This window comes from Nocardioides sp., assembly GCF_041913365.1.
Taxonomy (GTDB): Bacteria; Actinomycetota; Actinomycetes; order Propionibacteriales; family Nocardioidaceae; genus Nocardioides.
Genome location: NZ_JAYSFM010000001.1, coordinates 591,918 through 607,921 on the forward strand (window position 1 = coordinate 591,918; position 16,004 = coordinate 607,921).

Annotated in this window: 17 protein-coding genes; 14 read left to right on the forward strand and 3 right to left on the reverse strand. The window is 74.0% G+C overall.

The genetic code is table 11. From position 1 onward, the window contains the following. Nucleotides 1-2 precede the first annotated feature (2 nt). Genes ACE3QY_RS02970 through ACE3QY_RS02985 form a run of 4 tightly spaced genes read left to right on the forward strand, consistent with a single transcriptional unit; the run spans nucleotide 3 to nucleotide 3,062 of the window. The gene (locus ACE3QY_RS02970) at nucleotides 3-779 is read left to right on the forward strand and encodes a LamB/YcsF family protein (RefSeq protein WP_374454511.1); all 777 of its coding nucleotides are present in this window, start codon (nucleotides 3-5) and stop codon (nucleotides 777-779) included. Then, a complete protein-coding gene (gene pxpB, locus ACE3QY_RS02975; protein WP_374454512.1) occupies nucleotides 779-1,390 on the forward strand; it encodes a 5-oxoprolinase subunit PxpB in 612 nt (203 codons plus the stop codon). The genes ACE3QY_RS02970 and pxpB overlap by 1 nt, the downstream gene beginning before the upstream one ends. Beyond that, nucleotides 1,387-2,256: a biotin-dependent carboxyltransferase family protein gene (locus ACE3QY_RS02980; protein ID WP_374454513.1), complete on the forward strand. Its 870-nt coding sequence runs from the start codon at nucleotides 1,387-1,389 to the stop codon at nucleotides 2,254-2,256. Before pxpB ends, ACE3QY_RS02980 begins: the two co-directional genes overlap by 4 nt. A 5-nt stretch (nucleotides 2,257-2,261) precedes the next feature. Next, nucleotides 2,262-3,062 carry a putative hydro-lyase gene (locus ACE3QY_RS02985; protein ID WP_374454514.1) on the forward strand — a complete coding sequence of 267 codons (801 nt, stop codon included), beginning with the start codon at nucleotides 2,262-2,264 and terminating at the stop codon, nucleotides 3,060-3,062. A gap of 13 nt (nucleotides 3,063-3,075) precedes the next feature. On the opposite strand, the gene ACE3QY_RS02990 is transcribed toward ACE3QY_RS02985, so the two are convergent. From ACE3QY_RS02990 to ACE3QY_RS03000, 3 genes are read right to left on the reverse strand one after another with little or no spacing between them, the layout of a single operon-like run. Beyond that, nucleotides 3,076-4,488 (reverse strand): NAD(P)/FAD-dependent oxidoreductase, encoded by a 1,413-nt coding sequence (locus tag ACE3QY_RS02990; protein ID WP_374454515.1) that lies wholly within the window; start codon nucleotides 4,486-4,488, stop codon nucleotides 3,076-3,078. Between the two features lie 13 nt (nucleotides 4,489-4,501). Continuing rightward, complete coding sequence (locus tag ACE3QY_RS02995; RefSeq protein ID WP_374454516.1) at nucleotides 4,502-5,860, reverse strand: aspartate aminotransferase family protein; 1,359 nt, start codon at nucleotides 5,858-5,860, stop codon at nucleotides 4,502-4,504. Next, nucleotides 5,853-7,376 carry a CoA-acylating methylmalonate-semialdehyde dehydrogenase gene (locus ACE3QY_RS03000; RefSeq protein ID WP_374454517.1) on the reverse strand — a complete coding sequence of 508 codons (1,524 nt, stop codon included), beginning with the start codon at nucleotides 7,374-7,376 and terminating at the stop codon, nucleotides 5,853-5,855. The genes ACE3QY_RS02995 and ACE3QY_RS03000 overlap by 8 nt, the downstream gene beginning before the upstream one ends. Before the next feature lie 106 nt (nucleotides 7,377-7,482). On the opposite strand from ACE3QY_RS03000, the gene ACE3QY_RS03005 reads away from it, so the two are divergent. From ACE3QY_RS03005 to ACE3QY_RS03050, 10 genes are all read left to right on the forward strand, one after another. Further along, entirely contained in the window at nucleotides 7,483-9,111 is a 1,629-nt protein-coding gene (locus ACE3QY_RS03005; protein ID WP_374454518.1) for a PucR family transcriptional regulator, read from the forward strand. Between the two features lie 48 nt (nucleotides 9,112-9,159). Continuing rightward, nucleotides 9,160-9,483, forward strand: coding sequence for a cupin domain-containing protein (locus ACE3QY_RS03010; RefSeq protein WP_374454519.1), 324 nt, complete (start codon nucleotides 9,160-9,162; stop codon nucleotides 9,481-9,483). A gap of 20 nt (nucleotides 9,484-9,503) precedes the next feature. Then, nucleotides 9,504-10,931, forward strand: coding sequence for a gamma-aminobutyraldehyde dehydrogenase (locus tag ACE3QY_RS03015; protein WP_374454520.1), 1,428 nt, complete (start codon nucleotides 9,504-9,506; stop codon nucleotides 10,929-10,931). Nucleotides 10,932-10,943: 12 nt separating this feature from the next. Further along, entirely contained in the window at nucleotides 10,944-11,537 is a 594-nt protein-coding gene (locus ACE3QY_RS03020) for a hypothetical protein (RefSeq protein ID WP_374454521.1), read from the forward strand. Next, nucleotides 11,534-12,127 (forward strand): GNAT family N-acetyltransferase, encoded by a 594-nt coding sequence (locus tag ACE3QY_RS03025; RefSeq protein WP_374454522.1) that lies wholly within the window; start codon nucleotides 11,534-11,536, stop codon nucleotides 12,125-12,127. Before ACE3QY_RS03020 ends, ACE3QY_RS03025 begins: the two co-directional genes overlap by 4 nt. A gap of 56 nt (nucleotides 12,128-12,183) precedes the next feature. Further along, complete coding sequence (locus ACE3QY_RS03030) at nucleotides 12,184-12,846, forward strand: HAD family hydrolase (protein ID WP_374454523.1); 663 nt, start codon at nucleotides 12,184-12,186, stop codon at nucleotides 12,844-12,846. An 88-nt stretch (nucleotides 12,847-12,934) separates the two neighbouring features. Next, nucleotides 12,935-13,594, forward strand: coding sequence for an ANTAR domain-containing protein (locus ACE3QY_RS03035; RefSeq protein ID WP_374454524.1), 660 nt, complete (start codon nucleotides 12,935-12,937; stop codon nucleotides 13,592-13,594). 64 nt (nucleotides 13,595-13,658) lie between these two features. Further along, nucleotides 13,659-14,345, forward strand: a complete 687-nt coding sequence (locus tag ACE3QY_RS03040; protein ID WP_374454525.1) for a response regulator transcription factor — start codon at nucleotides 13,659-13,661, stop codon at nucleotides 14,343-14,345. A gap of 48 nt (nucleotides 14,346-14,393) precedes the next feature. Next, on the forward strand, nucleotides 14,394-14,990 hold the full coding sequence (locus ACE3QY_RS03045; protein WP_374454526.1) for a rhomboid family intramembrane serine protease: 597 nt from the start codon (nucleotides 14,394-14,396) through the stop codon (nucleotides 14,988-14,990). 28 nt (nucleotides 14,991-15,018) lie between these two features. After that, nucleotides 15,019-15,996 carry a zinc-binding dehydrogenase gene (locus tag ACE3QY_RS03050; protein WP_374454527.1) on the forward strand — a complete coding sequence of 326 codons (978 nt, stop codon included), beginning with the start codon at nucleotides 15,019-15,021 and terminating at the stop codon, nucleotides 15,994-15,996. Nucleotides 15,997-16,004 lie beyond the last annotated feature (8 nt).

Here is a 16,004-nt window from a genome sequence, read left to right on the forward strand (position 1 = left end):
CGATGGGAGCACCAGTGATCGACCTCAACTCCGACCTCGGCGAGGGCTTCGGCCGGTGGAGCCTCGGTGACGACGACGCGCTGCTCGACGTGGTGTCGAGCGCCAACGTCGCGTGCGGCTTCCACGCCGGCGACCCGACCGTGCTCCGCCACGTGTGCGAGCGGGCGGCGGAGCGCGGCGTGGCGATCGGGGCGCAGGTCGGCTACCGCGACCTGGCCGGCTTCGGGCGCCGCTTCATCGACGTCGCTCCCGCGGAGCTCACCAACGACGTGCTCTACCAGATCGGCGCGCTCGAGGCGTTCGCCCGCGTCGCGGGCACCCGGGTGCGCTACGTCAAGCCGCACGGTGCGCTCTACAACACGATCGTCCACCACGAGGCGCAGGCCGCCGCGGTCGTCGACGCCGTACGCCGCTACGACCCGGCGCTGCCCGTCCTCGGGCTGCCCGGCTCGCGGTTCCTCGCGCTCGCCGAGGAAGCCGGCCTGACGACGGTCGCCGAGGCGTTCGCCGATCGCGGCTACACACCCGAGGGCACGCTCGTGCCGCGCACCGAGGACGGTGCCGTGCTGCACGACGCCGACGAGGTCGCGGAGCGGTGCCTGCGGATGGCCACCCGCGGCGAGGTCGAGGCGGTCGACGGCAGCGTGGTCGACGTACGTCCCGCCTCGCTGTGCGTCCACGGCGACAGCCCGGGCGCCGTGGCGATGGCGGTCCGGGTGCGCGAGGCCCTGGAGCAGGCGGGCGTGGAGATCTCGTCGTTCGCGGGCGGCACCGCCTGATGCGGGTCCTGCCCTGCGCCGACTCCGGCCTCCTCGTCGAGCTGGCCGACCTCGACGAGGTGCTGGCGCTCTACGCCGAGCTGGTGGACGAGCCGCCGGCCGGCGTCGTCGACCTCGTCCCGGCGGCGCGCACACTCCTGCTGCGCCTCGACCCGGCGGGGGCCGACGCGACCGAGATCGAGCGGGCGGTGCGCGCGGCCCGGCCGACGCGCGGCGCGCGCCCCGACGTCGGGCAGGTCGAGGTCCCGGTCGTCTACGACGGTGCCGACCTGGAGGAGGTCGGCGAGCTGACCGGGCTCGGCGAGCGCGGCGTGGTCGAGGCCCACACCGGCCAGGAATGGACGGTCGCCTTCGGTGGCTTCGCCCCCGGCTTCGGCTACCTCGTGGGCAGCGACGAGCGGCTCCACGTGCCGCGCCGCAGCACGCCGCGCACCAAGGTCCCGGCCGGTGCCGTCGGGCTGGCGGGGGAGTTCGCGGGCGTCTACCCCCGCGAGTCGCCGGGCGGCTGGCAGCTGCTGGGTCACACGCCGGTGAAGACGTGGGACCTCGACCGCGACCCGCCCGCCCTGCTGCTCCCCGGTGTCCGGGTCCGCTTCGTGGAGGCGACGTGACCGCCCGCGCGCTGGACGTGGTGGCCACCGGTCCGCTCGCCACCGTCCAGGACCTCGGGCGGCCCGGCCTGGCGGCGCTCGGGGTCGGCCGTTCCGGCGCGGCCGACACCGACTCGATGGCGCTGGCCAACCGCCTCGTCGGCAACGCGCCCGGCACCAGCTGCGTCGAGGTGACCTTCGGGGGGCTCGAGGTCCGTGCCCACGGCGGCCTCACCGTCGCCCTGGCCGGAGCGCCCTGCCCGATGGCCGTCGACGGGCGCGAGGTCGCGCCGTACGCCGTCGTCTGGGTGCCGGACGGCGCCACCCTGCGGCTCGGCACGCCGACCTCCGGCCTGCGCAGCTACCTCGCCGTGCGCGGCGGCATCGACGTGACCCCCGTCCTCGACTCCCGGTCGACCGACACGCTCTCGGGCGTCGGGCCGCCGCCGCTCGAGCCCGGCCGCCGGCTGCGCGTGGGCCGCGCCCGCCGTCCCTTGCCCGGGGTGGACCTCGCGCCCGTGCGGGTCCCGGACAGCGGGGACGTGTGGCTCCGCGTCGCCCGCGGGCCCCGCGACGACTGGTTCACCGAGGCGGCGTACGACGCCCTGCTCGGGTCGCCCTACGAGGTCACCGCGGAGAGCAACCGGGTCGGGATGCGCCTGGCCGGGCCGGCGCTGGAGCGGGCCCGCGACGACGAGCTGCCGAGCGAGGGCATGGTGCCCGGCGCCCTCCAGGTCCCGCCGTCGGGGCAGCCGACGCTCTTCCTGGCCGACCACCCGGTGACCGGCGGCTATCCCGTCATCGCCGTCGTGGTCCGTGCCGACCTCGGACTCGCCGCCCAGGCCCGCCCGGGGCAACACATCCGATTCCGCACCAGCGCGAGGTGACCGAGATGCCGACCGAGATGCCGACCGACGACCCGTCCACCCTCGCGCCCACCGAGGCGCGGGCCCGCTTCCGCTCGGGGCTGCGGGTGCCGACCGCCGGCTGGTCGGCCGGCTGGACGCAGGCGAACCTCATCGCGGTGCCCCGCGACGTGGCGTACGACGTGCTGCTGTTCGCCCAGCGCAACCCCAAGCCGTGCCCGGTGCTCGACGTGACCGAGCCCGGTGCCACGAGTAGCCCGCTGTTCTCGGGCGACCTGCGCACCGACCTGCCGGGCTACACCGTCTACGAGCACGGCGAGCTCGTCGCCGAGGTCGACGACGTCACCGACCTCTGGCGTGACGACCTGGTCGCCTTCCTGGTGGGGTGCAGCTTCACCTTCGAGGCCGCCCTCCTCGAGGCGGGCGTGCCCGTGCGGCACGTCGAGGCCGGGAGCAACGTCCCGATGTACCGCACCTCCTTGGAGTGCCGCCCCGCCGGATCGCTCTCCGGGCCGCTGGTCGTCTCGATGCGCCCGGTGCCGGCGGACCAGGTCGCGACCGCGGTGCGGGTCACCTCCCGCTACCCGTCCGTGCACGGCGCGCCGGTCCACGTGGGCGACCCGCGGGCGCTCGGCATCACCGACCTCGACGCCCCCGACTTCGGCGAGCCGGTGGAGGTCCGGCCCGGTGAGGTCCCGGTGTTCTGGGCGTGCGGGGTGACGCCGCAGGCCGCCGTGATGCGGTCGCGGCCCGCGTTCGCGATCGGCCACGCGCCCGGCCACATGGCGATCACCGACGCGCGCGACAGCGACTACCTGGTGCCCTGACCCCTTTCCGCCGTCAGGAGTCGAAGCCCAGCCCGGCCCGGTCGAGGGTCCGCAGGAACAGGTTGCGCCGGCCCTGCCGGTGGTCGGCGCGGTCGAGCGACCAGCGGGTGAGGTTGATGCCGACCGTGGCGAGCGGCTCGGGTGGGAACGGCAGCGGCCGCTCGCGCACCATCCGCAGCTCCGTGAGCTCGGTCCGCTCGCCGGCCAGCAGGTCGAGCAGCACCTCGGCGGCGAAGCGCGTCGCGCCGACGCCGAGCCCGGTGAAGCCGGCCGCGTGCGCGACCCGGCCGCCGTGGGTGAGGCCGTAGAACGCGGTGAACTGGGTGCACGTGTCGATCGCTCCCGCCCAGCGGTGGCTGAAGCGGACGTCCTCCAGCTGCGGGAAGGTCGCGAGGAAGTGGGACGCCAGGCGGGCGTGGCTCTCCGGCCGGTCCTCGTGCCGGGCCCGCACCTTGCCGCCGGCGGGGTAGATGGCGTCGTACCCGCCCCAGAGGATGCGGTCGTCCGCGGTCAGCCGGGAGTAGTGGAACTGGTTGGCGAGGTCGCCGAGGCCCTGGCGGCCCGCCCAGCCGATCGAGGCGAGCTGCTCGGACGTGAGCGGCTCGGTCATCAGCACGTAGTCGTAGACCGGCACGGTCATCAGCCGGTTGCGGCGCAGCAGGGACGGGAACACGTTGGTCGCGAGGACCACGTGGGCGGAGGTGACCACGGCCCGGTCGGTGTGCACCTCGACCGACCCGGAGGACGCACGCCGCAGCTCCGTGACCGCGCAGTGCTCGTGCACCTCGACGCCGAGCTCCACCGCGACCCGGGCGAGCTCGAGGGCGAGCCGGGCCGGGTGGACCAGCGCGTTCTGGTCGGGCTCGAGGACGCCCGCGAGGAAGAGCGGGCTGTCGATCTCGGCACGAACGGCGGCACCGTCGAGGAAGTGGTCCTCGGCGCGCAGCTCCTCGACCTGGTGCTCCTCGACGGCGACGCCGAGTGCCCCGGTCCGCTCCCACTCGCAGGCCAGGCCCAGGTCGCGGACGTCGGCCTCGAAGGCGTCGAGGTTCTCGCGGCCGAGGCGGTCGAGGACGTCGTACTCGTCGGGCCAGCGGTTGCGACCGTTGTCCTCGCCGTGCGTGATCGAGGCCTCGCAGAAGCCGCCGTTGCGCCCCGACGCCGCCCACCCGATGGTGCGCGCCTCGAGGAGGACGACGCGGGTCGCTGGGTCGCGGCGCTTGGCGTGGACCGCCGCCCACAGGCCGAGGTAGCCGCCGCCGACCACGGTGAGGTCCGCCGTCGCGGACGAGGTCAGCTCGGGGTGGCGTGCCTCGGCGCCCGCGTCCTCCAGCCAGAAGACGGCCTGCCGGCTGCCGGCGAGAGCGCGCTCCACGACACGGGGGTCGGGCGCGTGCCGCTCGTAGGCGGTCTGGTGGGCGGCCACGTCGGGCAGTGTGTCAGCCGGCTGCCGCGGTGAGGGCGGCGTCGAGGACGGCCAGGCCCTCGCGGACCTCGTCGTCGGTGGTGGTGAGCGGCGGCACGACGTGGATCCGGTTGTAGTTGGAGAACGGCAGCAGGCCACGCTCCTGGCAGCCCTTGACCACCGCCGCCATCTCCGGGCTGGAGCCGCCGTAGGGCGCGAGGGGCTCCCGGGTCGTCCGGTCGCTGACCAGCTCGACGGCCCAGAAGGCGCCGGTGCCGCGGACCTCGCCGATCCACCGGTGCTTCTCCGCGAGGGCCTGGAGCCCGGGGCCGATCACCTCGGCACCGAGCCGGTCGGCCCGGCCCACGACGTCCTCGTCCTCCATCGTGCGGATGGTCGCGACCGCCGCAGCGCAGGCGAGCGGGTGGCCGGAGTAGGTGAGGCCGCCGGGGTAGGTGCGGTGCGCGAACGTCGCGTGGATCGCGTCGCTGATGGCGACGCCGCCGAGCGGGACGTAGCCCGAGTTCACGCCCTTGGCGAAGGTCAGGAGGTCAGGCGTGACCGCCCCGTGCTCGACGGCGAACCAGCGACCGGCGCGCCCGAAGCCCGACATCACCTCGTCGGCGATCATCACGATCCCGTTGCGGTCGCAGATCTCGCGCACGCCGGCGAGGTAGCCGGGCGGCGGGACCATGATCCCGGCCGTGCCGGGGATCGCCTCGAGCACGATCGCCGCGACGGTCGTCGGTCCCTCCAGGGCCACCACCTGCTCGAGGTGCTCGAGGGCGCGCTGGCACTCCTCGGCCTCGGTCGTGGCGTGGAAGGCGCTGCGGTAGAGGAACGGCCCGAAGAAGTGGACGGTGCCGGCCGAGCCGTGGTCGCTGGCCCAGCGGCGCGGGTCGCCGGTCATGTTGACCGCGAGGTGCGTGCCGCCGTGGTAGCTGCGGTAGGTCGTCAGCACCTTGTGGCGACCGGTGTGCAGCCGCGCCATGCGTACGGCGTGCTCGTTGGCGTCGGCGCCGCCGTTGGTGAAGAAGACGTGGTCGAGGTCGCCGGGGGTGTGGCTCGCAATGAGGCGCGCTGCCTCCGACCGGGTGCCGTTGGCGAAGGCCGGCGCGACCGTCGCGAGGTGCCCGGCCTGCTCCTGGATCGCCGCGACGATGCGCGGGTGCTGGTGCCCGAGGTTGGTGAAGACCAGCTGGGAGCTGAAGTCGAGGTAGCGCCTGCCGGCGCCGTCCCAGACCTGGCTGCCCTCCGCTCGGGTGATCACCATCGGGCTGATCTCGGCCTGAGCCGACCAGGAGTGGAAGACGTGGGCGCGGTCGAGCTCGTAGGCGCGCTCGGCGTCGTAGGTGCTGGCCAGGTCGCTGGTCGTGGAGAGGACGTCAGTCATTGCGCGGGAACCCCAGCTCGAGGCCGCCCTCGGGGCGGTTGGCCGGGTCGATCCACCGGGTGGTGACGACCTTGCCGCGGGTGAAGAAGTGGACGCCCTCGGTGCCGTGGGCGTGGGTGTCGCCGAAGAGCGAGCGCTTCCACCCGCCGAAGGAGTAGTAGGCGACGGGCACCGGGACGGGCACGTTGACGCCGATCATCCCGACGGTCACGTCGGCCTCGAAGCGGCGGGCCGCGCCGCCGTCGTTGGTGAAGACCGCGGTGCCGTTGCCGTACTGGTTGGCGTTGACCAGGGCGACCGCCTCGTCGTAGGAGCCGACCCGCACGACCGACAGGACCGGGCCGAAGATCTCCTCGGTGTAGATGTCCATCTCGGGCGTGACGTCGTCGAAGAGCGTCGGGCCGAGCCAGAAGCCGTCCGCGCCGCCGCGGGCCGCGACGTCCCGGCCGTCGACGACGACCTTGGCCCCGGCTGCCTCGCCGGAGTCGATGAAGGAGCTGACCCGGTCGCGGTGCGCCTTCGTGACCAGGGGCCCCATGTCCGCCTCCTTGCCCTCGCCGGTGGCGGACCTGCCGCCGTCTCCGATCAGGAGGGTGCGGGTGCGGTCCGCGATCCGGGCGACCAGCTCGTCGCCGATCGGGTCGACGGCGACGAGCACGCTGATCGCCATGCAGCGCTCGCCGGCGCTGCCGTAGCCGGCGTTGACGGCCGAGTCCGCCGCCAGGTCGAGGTCGGCGTCGGGCAGCACGACCATGTGGTTCTTCGCGCCGCCGAGGGCCTGGACGCGCTTGCCGTGCCGGCTCGCGGTCTCGTAGACGTACTCCGCGATCGGGGTCGAGCCGACGAAGCTGATCGCCTGCACGTCGGGGCTGGTGAGCAGCGCGTCGACCGCCGTCTTGTCGCCGTGGAGGACGTTGAAGACGCCGTCCGGCAGCCCGGCCTCCCGCCACAGCGCGGCCAGCCAGTTGGCGGCGCTCGGGTCCTTCTCGCTCGGCTTCAGCACCACGGCGTTGCCCGCCGCGATCGCGATGGGGAAGAACCACATCGGCACCATCGCGGGGAAGTTGAAGGGGCTGATGATGCCCACCACGCCCAGCGGCACCCGCTTGGAGTGCACGTCGACCCCGGTCGACGCCTCCTCGCTGTGGCCGCCCTTGAGCAGGTGCGAGATGCCGCACGCGAACTCCACGACCTCCAGGCCGCGGGCGATCTCGCCCATCGCGTCGGAGTGCACCTTGCCGTGCTCGGACGTGATGATCGCGGCGAGCTCCTCCTTGCGGCTGTTGAGCAGCTCGCGGAACGAGAAGAGCACCTGAGTACGCCGCGCCAGCGACGTGGTGCCCCACGTGCGGGCGGCGCGCGCGGCGGAGGCGATGACGTGGGCCGCGTCGGCCTCGCTCGCGAGGGCGACCCGTCCGGTCACCTCGCCCGTGGCGGGGTTGGTCACGTCGGCCCAGCCGGTGGGTGAGCCCGTCAGCGTGGCGCCGTCTGCCCAGTGCGCGATGTCCGTCGTCATGGCGCCCATCCTGCTCGTCGTACGGCGTCCGGGCGGGTGTCGGATCGTAGGCTTTGGACGCTGCGTTCGGACACTTCGTCACCCACGCGCCGCGTAGGCTGCGGGCGTGGCCGAGGTGACGCCGGGCGTGACGCTCCAGGAGGCCCTCGCGCTGCCCACCTTCCACCGGGCCGCGCCCACGGTCGTCGCCGGCGCCTCGGCGACCGATCGGCCGATCCGCTGGGTGCACGCCACCGAGCGGCCGGACGTGCGCGAGCTGCTGCGCCCCGGCGACCTGGTGCTCACGATGGGCACCGGCCTGCCGGCCGACGACGACGCAGCCGGCCTGACCGCCTTCGTCGACGAGCTGGTCGACGTGGGCAGTGCGGGCGTGGTCGTCGAGCTCGGCCGCCGGTGGAGCACGACGCTGCCCGACGCCCTGGTCGCGGCCTGCGAGCGGCACGCGCTGCCGCTGGTCGTGCTGGCGCGGGAGACGCGCTTCGCCGCGCTGGCGCAGGAGATCGGCGAGCGCGTCGTCGACCACCAGCTCGCCGAGCTGCGCGAGGCGCAGCGGGTGCACGAGACCTTCACCGAGCTGAGCTTCACCCAGGCCGGGCCGGTCGAGATCCTGCAGGCCGTGCAGCGTCTCTCCGGCGGGCCCGTCGTGGTGGAGAACGCCCAGCACCGTCCGCTCGACTACTTCGCCGGGCCCGACGACACCAGCGGCTTCCTCGACGGCTGGCCCGCGCGCTCACGGCGGGTCGAGGTCGCCGGTCGCACCGGGTGGGACGCCGCCAACGGGTGGCTCGTGACCCGGCTCGGCACCACCGAGCAGGCGTGGGGTCGCCTGGTGATCGGCTCCGCCACGGCGCCGTCGCAGCGGCTGGTCGCGGTCGCCGAGCGGGCGGCCGCCGCGCTCGCGCTCCACCGGCTGCACGACCGCGACCGCGGCACCCTGATGCGCCGGACCCACCTCGAGCTGCTGACCGGGCTGACCGAGAGCCCCGACGCCGAGGAGGTGCTGCGGCGCTGCGAGCTGGCCGGCTTCCCGGTCCGGCGCCGGCGGTTCGTCGGCCTCGTGGTCCGCCCCCGCATCGGCACGACGACCCCGGCCGACCTCGACGAGGTCGCGGCCGCGGTGGTCCGCGCCGCCCACGGACTCCGCGTCCCGGCGCTCGTCTGCGAGGTCGAGCGCGACCTGCGGGTGCTCGTGTCCGCGGCTCCCTCGGGCGACGCCGGCGACCTCGTCGACCGGTTGGCCGCGCGGGTGCTGCCGCACCACGACGTGGTGGTGGCCGCGGGGCGCATGGTCGACGACCGGTCCGGGATCGCACGGTCGGTGACCGAGGCCGGCCAGGTCGCCGACGCGGCCCCACCGACCCGCCGCGAGCACGACCCCGACGTGCACCGTCTCGCCGACCTCCACCTCCGCGGCCTGCTCGCGCTGCTCGGCGAGGACGAGCGGGTGCGGCTCTTCGTCGACCGCGAGCTGGCGCCGCTCAAGCAGCACGACCGCGCCGACGGCTCGCGCACCGAGCTGCTGGCCGCCCTGCGCGCACTGCTGCTCCACCCGTCGAGCAAGACCGACGCCGCGGCCAGCCTGCACCTCTCCCGCGCCGCGTTCTACGACCGGCTGGCCCGGATCCAGGCCGTCCTGGGCGCCGACCTCGACGACCCCGACGTACGTGTCTCGCTCCACGTGGCGCTGGTCGCGGACGAGCTGTCCGGCGAACTGTCCGGGCCGGGCGCCAAGTGACGACAGATCGTCGGCCCGCTCCGTCGGGACAGTTGGGACGATGAGCAGATGTTCCGCGTGCTCGACGTCGCCGCCGCTGTGCCCACCACCCCGTTGGACCCCGCGACCATCGTCCACGGCGCGCCCGAGGCGGGCTCGCGTGCGCTCGCCGCGGTCGCGGGCGTCGAGGTCGGAGTCTGGGAGATGAGCCCCGGCGCCGCCACCGACGTGGAGGTCGACGAGGTCTTCGTCGTCCTGTCCGGGTCGGCCACCGTCAGCTTCGAGGACGGCGAGCGCGTCGACCTCGGACCCGGCACGGTCGTCCGTCTCCGGGCCGGCGAGCACACCACCTGGGTCGTCCACGAGACCCTCCGCAAGATCTACGTCGCCTGACCATTTCAGGAGGAGCAGCGATGACCGACACGATCCGCAACTTCATCGACGGCGAGACCGTCGAGTCCGCCACGACGGAGTTCATCGACCTCGTCGACCCGACCACCGGGGAGCTCGACGGCCGCTCGCCGGTGTCGACCGCCGACGAGGTCGACCTGGCGTACGCCGCGGCATCGAGGGCCGCCGAGACGTGGAAGCGGCTCACCCCGGGCCGTCGTCAGGGCCTCCTCCTCGACCTCGCGAGCGCGATCGCCGAGCGCCGGGACGAGATCAGCGAGGTGCAGGCCCGCGACACCGGCCAGCCGATCCGCTACATCGCCAGCGAGGAGGTCGACCAGGGCGTCGACCAGCTCCGCTTCTTCGCCGGCGCGGCGCGCCTGCTGGAGGGCAAGTCGGCGGGGGAGTACCTCGAGGGGCACACCTCGAGCATCCGTCGGGAGCCGATCGGGGTCGTCGGCCAGGTGACGCCGTGGAACTACCCCTTCGCGATGGCGATCTGGAAGGTCGCGCCCGCGCTGGCGGCCGGCAACACGCTCGTCCTCAAGCCCAGCGACACCACCCCGCGCTCGACGGTGCTGCTCGCGGAGATCGCCGGGGAGGTCCTGCCGGCGGGCGTGCTCAACGTGGTCAACGGAGACGCCACCACCGGGCGCCACCTCGTCGAGCACCCGACGCCCGGCCTGGTCGCGATCACAGGCTCGGTCCGGGCCGGCATCGAGGTCGCGACCTCGGCCGCGAAGCACCTCAAGCGCGCCCACCTCGAGCTCGGCGGCAAGGCGCCGGTCGTGGTCGCGCCGGACGCCGACCTGCCGCGCGCCGCGGAGCTGATCGCGGCCGCGGCCTACTTCAACGCCGGCCAGGACTGCACGGCCGCCACCCGCGTGATCGTGCACCGCAGCGTCCACGACCAGCTCGTCGAGCTGCTCGTCAAGGAGGCCGACGGCACCCGGCCCGGCCCGCCGTCCGACGCCGAGGCCGACTACGGCCCGCTCAACAACGCGACCCACCTCGCCAAGGTCGAGGCGTTCCTCGCCGACCTCCCGGGCCACGCCGCCGTCCGCACCGGCGGCGCCCGCCACGGCGACACGGGCTTCTTCTTCGCGCCCACGGTCGTCACCGGCGTACGCCAGGACGACCGGATCGTGCAGGAGGAGGTCTTCGGCCCCGTGCTCACCGTGCAGTCGTACGACGACGAGGCCGAGGCGGTGCGGATGGCCAACGGCGTCCCCTACGGCCTCGCCGGCAGCGTCTGGACGCGCGACCACGGCACCGCGGACCGGCTCACCCGCGAGCTCGACTTCGGGTGCGTCTGGGTCAACACCCACATCCCCTTCGTGTCGGAGATGCCCCACGGCGGCTTCGGGGCCTCGGGCTACGGCAAGGACCTGTCGGGCTACGGCTTCGACGACTACACCCGCATCAAGCACGTGATGACCGCGCACTACTGACATCCTTGCGGCGTGCCGTCCCCCCGTCGCCTCGTCCAGCTGGTCCTCGGGTGCGTGGTGCTGGGCGTCGGGGTGGCGATGCTGCTCACCGCCGACCTGGGCTCCGACGGCTACTCGACGATGGTCAACGGCATCGCGCTCGCGTCGGGGATGAGCTTCCTGCTGGCCAACACCCTGGTCAGCATCGCCTTCCTCGTCCTGGCCGCGGCCCGCAAGGTCTTCCCGGGCATCGGCACGGTGGTGCAGATCGTGGTGGTGGGCGTGACGGTCGACTTCCTCCTCGGCGCGTGGGACGTCCCCGGCGGCTGGCCCGCGCGCATCGCCCTGCTGGTGCTCGCCTTCCCCGTGCTGGCGGTCGGCATCGCCACCTACCTCGGCAGCCACACCGGCGCCGGGCCCGCCGAGGCCGCGGCGCTGGCGTACGACCCGCCGCTGCCGTTCCGGTGGAGCTACAGCGTGGTGCAGGGTGGCGGCGCGCTGCTCGGCTGGCTGCTGGGGGCGACCGTCGGGGTCGGCACGCTCGCCGTGATCGTCGCCCTCGGGCCGTGCGTCGACCTCGCCAGCCGGCTGCTCCGCCTCGACGTGCACCAGGGACGTACGACGTGAGCGACGCCCCGACGACCTTCGACGCCGTCGCGTGGCCGGTGACCACCGACCGCCTCTCGATCCGCCCGGCGACCCCGGACGACGTCGAGGCGACCTGGGCCTTCCGCCGGCGCGACGACGTCGGGCAGTGGATGAGCCACGGGCCGGCGACGCTGGACGTCTACCGCGAGCGGTTCCTGCGGCCGCACCGGCTGGCCACGACACTCGTGGTCGAGCGGGACGGCGACGTGATCGGCGACCTGATGCTGCGCGTCGAGGACGCCTGGGCGCAGGCCGAGGTCCTCGGGGACGCGGCGGGCGTGCAGGCCGAGCTCGGCTGGGCCTTCCACCCCGACCACGGCGGCCGCGGCCACGCGACGGAGGCGGTGCGTGCGCTGCTGCGGATCGCGTTCGACGACCTCGGGCTGCGCCGGGTCACGGCCACCTGCTTCGCCGACAACGAGGCGTCCTGGCGGCTGATGGAGCGCGTCGGCATGCGACGGGAGGTCCACGCCGTGCGCGAGGCGCTGCACCGCAGTCACGGCTGGGTCGACGCCTACGGCTACGCCCTGCTGGCCGACGAGCACGCCGACGTCGGCCGCCGGGGGTGAAGAGCCCGCCCTCCGGGGTGGAGCCTGAGAGCCCCCCGAGGGGCAGCATCGACCTCGTGACAGAAGTCCTCTCCGGCATCGACACGGTCGTCGTCGACCTCGACGGCACGCTCGTCGACTCCAACTACGTCCACGTCCTCGCCTGGCGGGAAGCCTTTCGTGACGTCGGCCTCGACGTCGCCTCGCACCGGATCCACCGGGTGATCGGCGTCGGCGGCGACCAGCTCGTCGAGCGGGTCGCGGGCGAGGCGGTCGAGCGCAACGTCGGAGACGAGGTACGCCGCCGCCACCAGGTGCACCTCACCGAGCGGGTCGGGCTGGTCTCGGCCACCGACGGTGCCGGCGACCTGATCCAGCTGCTGCGCGACCGCGGGGTGCGGGTGGTGCTCGCCTCCTCGTCGGAGCGCGAGGTCACCGACCGCTTCCTCGACCTCGTCGAGGGCGCCTCGGGGATGCTCACCGCCTCGATCACGGGCGACGACGTGTCGCGGTCCAAGCCGCACCCCGACCTGATCGAGGTCGCCCTTGAGGAGGTCGAGGCCGGCAAGGCGGTCGTCGTCGGCGACACCGTGTGGGACGTGGAGGCCGCCACGGCCGCGCGCGTGCCGTGCATCGCCCTGCTCACCGGCGGCATCCCCGAGCGCGACCTCCGGGAGGCCGGCGCCGTCATGGTCTTCGAGACGCCGCGCGACCTGGCCGAGACCCTCCGCGACGCGTGATTCGCCCCGTCGGGTGTGGTGCCGGCACCGCGAGGCTTGCCAGCATCGAGAGCCAGGCCGTGACCGAGCTTTCGGGGGTGCGATCCGGATGGAGCTGTTGCCGCAGAGCCGCGAGGCGCTCGACGAGTACCTGACGCCCGCGGGCGACGACCTCGAGGACCAGCTGAGCGTGATCGAGAGCTGGGCCGTGAAGACCGTCCCGGAGTGCGTCGCGATGAGCGTGACGCTGCTCGAGGAGGACCTGACCTTCACCTTCGTCAGACGGACCGCCGACGGCGTGGACGTCGTGGTGCCCGTGGGCACCTCGCCGCAGCCGGCCGCGGGGTGGCACGCGCTCGACGAGGACGGGTGGGCGGCCCTCGCCCGCCAGCAGGCGGCAGCCGGGATCGCCAGCACCGTCTCGCTGCCGGTGGTGCACCGGGACCGCGTCGTGCTGGGCATCGACCTCTACGCCTGCACGCCCCACGCCTTCGACGACCGGCTCGAGGACCTCGCGCGGTCGCTGGGAGCCTGGCGGGACGGCGCGGTCACCAATGCTGACCTGGCCTTCGAGAGCCGTCGGCGCGCGGAGGAGGCGCCGCAGCGGCTGAAGGAACGACGCACCGTCGAGGTGGCGGTCGGGCTGCTCGCCGCACGCCAGGGACTGGACGTCGAGTCGGCGCGCGCGATGCTCCACTCCTGCGCCCACCAGGCCGGCATCGAGGACGTGCAGGCCGCCCTGGTGCTGCTCGCGATCCCCGACCACTGAGACTCCTCGACGACTCCTCGGCGGATCCGGCGCATATGCCACCCCTGGCGGGGTACCGGAGCCCATGCACCGACCTCCTCCCACCGTCCTCCCGACCCGGGCCCTCCTCGTGGGCGTCAGGGAGGAGAGCGAGCTCGTCCTCCACGGCCTGCGGAGCATGCTCGCCCCGCACGCCGCCGCGGTCACGCTCGTCGGTCTGCGTCCCGACCAGCCGGCGCCACCGTGCGACCTCACCCTCTTCGAGCCCGCCGCCCCCCACCGGGCGCCCGGCCAGCCGCTCCGCGTCCCCGGGCGGATGGTGGCCTACAGCTGGGACTGCTCGCCCGGCGCGGTCTCGACGGCGATGTCGCGCGGTGCCGCCGGTTTCGTGAGCAAGTGGGCTCCGGCCCACCGCATGGTCCGCGACCTGCTGCAGATCGCCGACGGGCGTGTGGTCATCGACGCCTGGACCGGCCGCAAGGTGCCGCAGGCCGCCGGCGAGGAGCGGTGGCCGCTCACGCAGCGCGAGACCGAGGTCCTGGCCTTCATCGCTGCCGGTCGCTCCAACCAGGAGATCGTCGACGAGACCCTGCTGAGCATCAACTCGGTGAAGTCCTACATCCGCAGCGCCTACTCCAAGATCGGCGTCACGTCCCGTTCCCAGGCGGTCCTCTGGGCCGTGCGGCACGGCCTCCTGCTCTCCACCGAGGCCGACGACGACGGGCTGCGCCTGGTCGAGCAGCCGCACGCGCAGTCCGCGCGGCCGGCCTGACAGCAGGGCTGTCCCGCCTGTCACCAGCCCGCTGTCACCATGGTGGGCATGGCGCGCACGACCGCCCCGAGCCGGGGCACGGACACCTGGCGTGACGCCGCGCTGGTGACCGGCGCGTTCGTCGTGCTGCTGTGGGTCCTGGAGATCTTCGACAGCGCGACGGGGCACCCGCTCGACGCGTACGGCGTGCAGCCGCGCAGCGAGGACGGACTCGTCGGCGTGCTCGTGGCGCCGATGCTGCACTTCGGCTTCGACCACCTGATCAGCAACACCGTCCCGGTCGCGGTGCTGGGGTTCCTCGCGCTCGTCACCGGCATCGCGCGCGGCCTGCTGGCCACCGCGATCATCTGGGTCGTCGGCGGGGTGGGCGTCTGGCTCTTCGCCGGCGCCCAGACCACCCACGCCGGCGCCTCGGTCCTGGTCTTCGGCTGGATCGTCTACCTGGTCGTCCGGGGCTTCCTCACCGGTCGCCGGTCCGAGATCCTCATCGGCGTCGCGGTGTTCCTCCTCTACAGCGGAGCGCTGCTCGGCGTGCTGCCCGGCCAGCCGGGCGTGTCCTGGCAGGGCCACCTCTTCGGGGCGATCGGCGGTGCCATCGCCGCCCGGACGACCAGCCGGCGCCGACCCACGTCGTACGCCCTCTGACCCACACCACCCCACTGCAGGAGACACCATGCGCAGCGTCGGACACGACACCTTCGGAGCACCCGACCAAGTCCTCACCGAGCGAGAGGTGGACACGCCCGTCGCCGGTCCCGGCCAGGTGCTCATGCGCACGCTGCTCTCGCCGATCCACAACCACGACCTCGTCACGGTCACCGGCAACTACGGCGTGAAGCCGGCGCTGCCGGCCGTCGGCGGCACCGAGGCCGTCGGCATCGTCGAGGCTGTCGGCGAGGGGACCGACGAGGCGCTCGTCGGCCGCCGGGTCGCGGTGGCCGGCTCGCCGGGCACCTGGGCCGAGCACTTCGTCGCCCCGGCGGGCGCGATCGTCCCCGTCCCCGACGCGATGACCGACGAGGCCGCCGCACAGCTCATCTCGATGCCGTTCAGCGCCATCAGCCTCGTCGAGTTCCTCGGCGCGGCCCCCGGCGACTGGATCGTGCAGACCGCCGCCAACGGTGCCGTCGGCAAGATCGTCGCCGTGCTGGCGAGGTCGCGCGGCCTCCACGTCGTCAACCTCGTACGCCGCGAGGCCGCCGTCGCCGAGCTCGCCGGGCTCGGCATCGACCACGTGATCGCCACCGAGTCGGCCGACTGGGTCGCGCAGGCCCGGGCGCTCATCGGCGAGGGCGGCGCCCGAGCGGCCGTGGACTCGGTCGGCGGCGACGTCGCCAACGGGCTGGCCGAGCTCCTCGGCGAGGACGGCCTGCTCGTCACCTTCGGTGCCGCGAGCAACCAGCCGCTGGTGATCAGCAGCGGCCCGGTCATCTTCAAGCAGCTGACGGTCAAGGGCTTCTGGGGTGCCAAGGTCAGCCGGGCCACCTCCGCCGAGGACCGCGCCCGGATGTTCGGCGAGCTGATCGGACTGGTGCTCGACGGCAGCCTCGCGCTGACCTCGGGGGGCACCTTCGGCCTCGACCAGCCGGCGGACGCGGTCGCCGCGTCGCAGACGCCCGGTCGCACCGGGAAGATCATGTTCCGCCCCTGAGCCGTGGG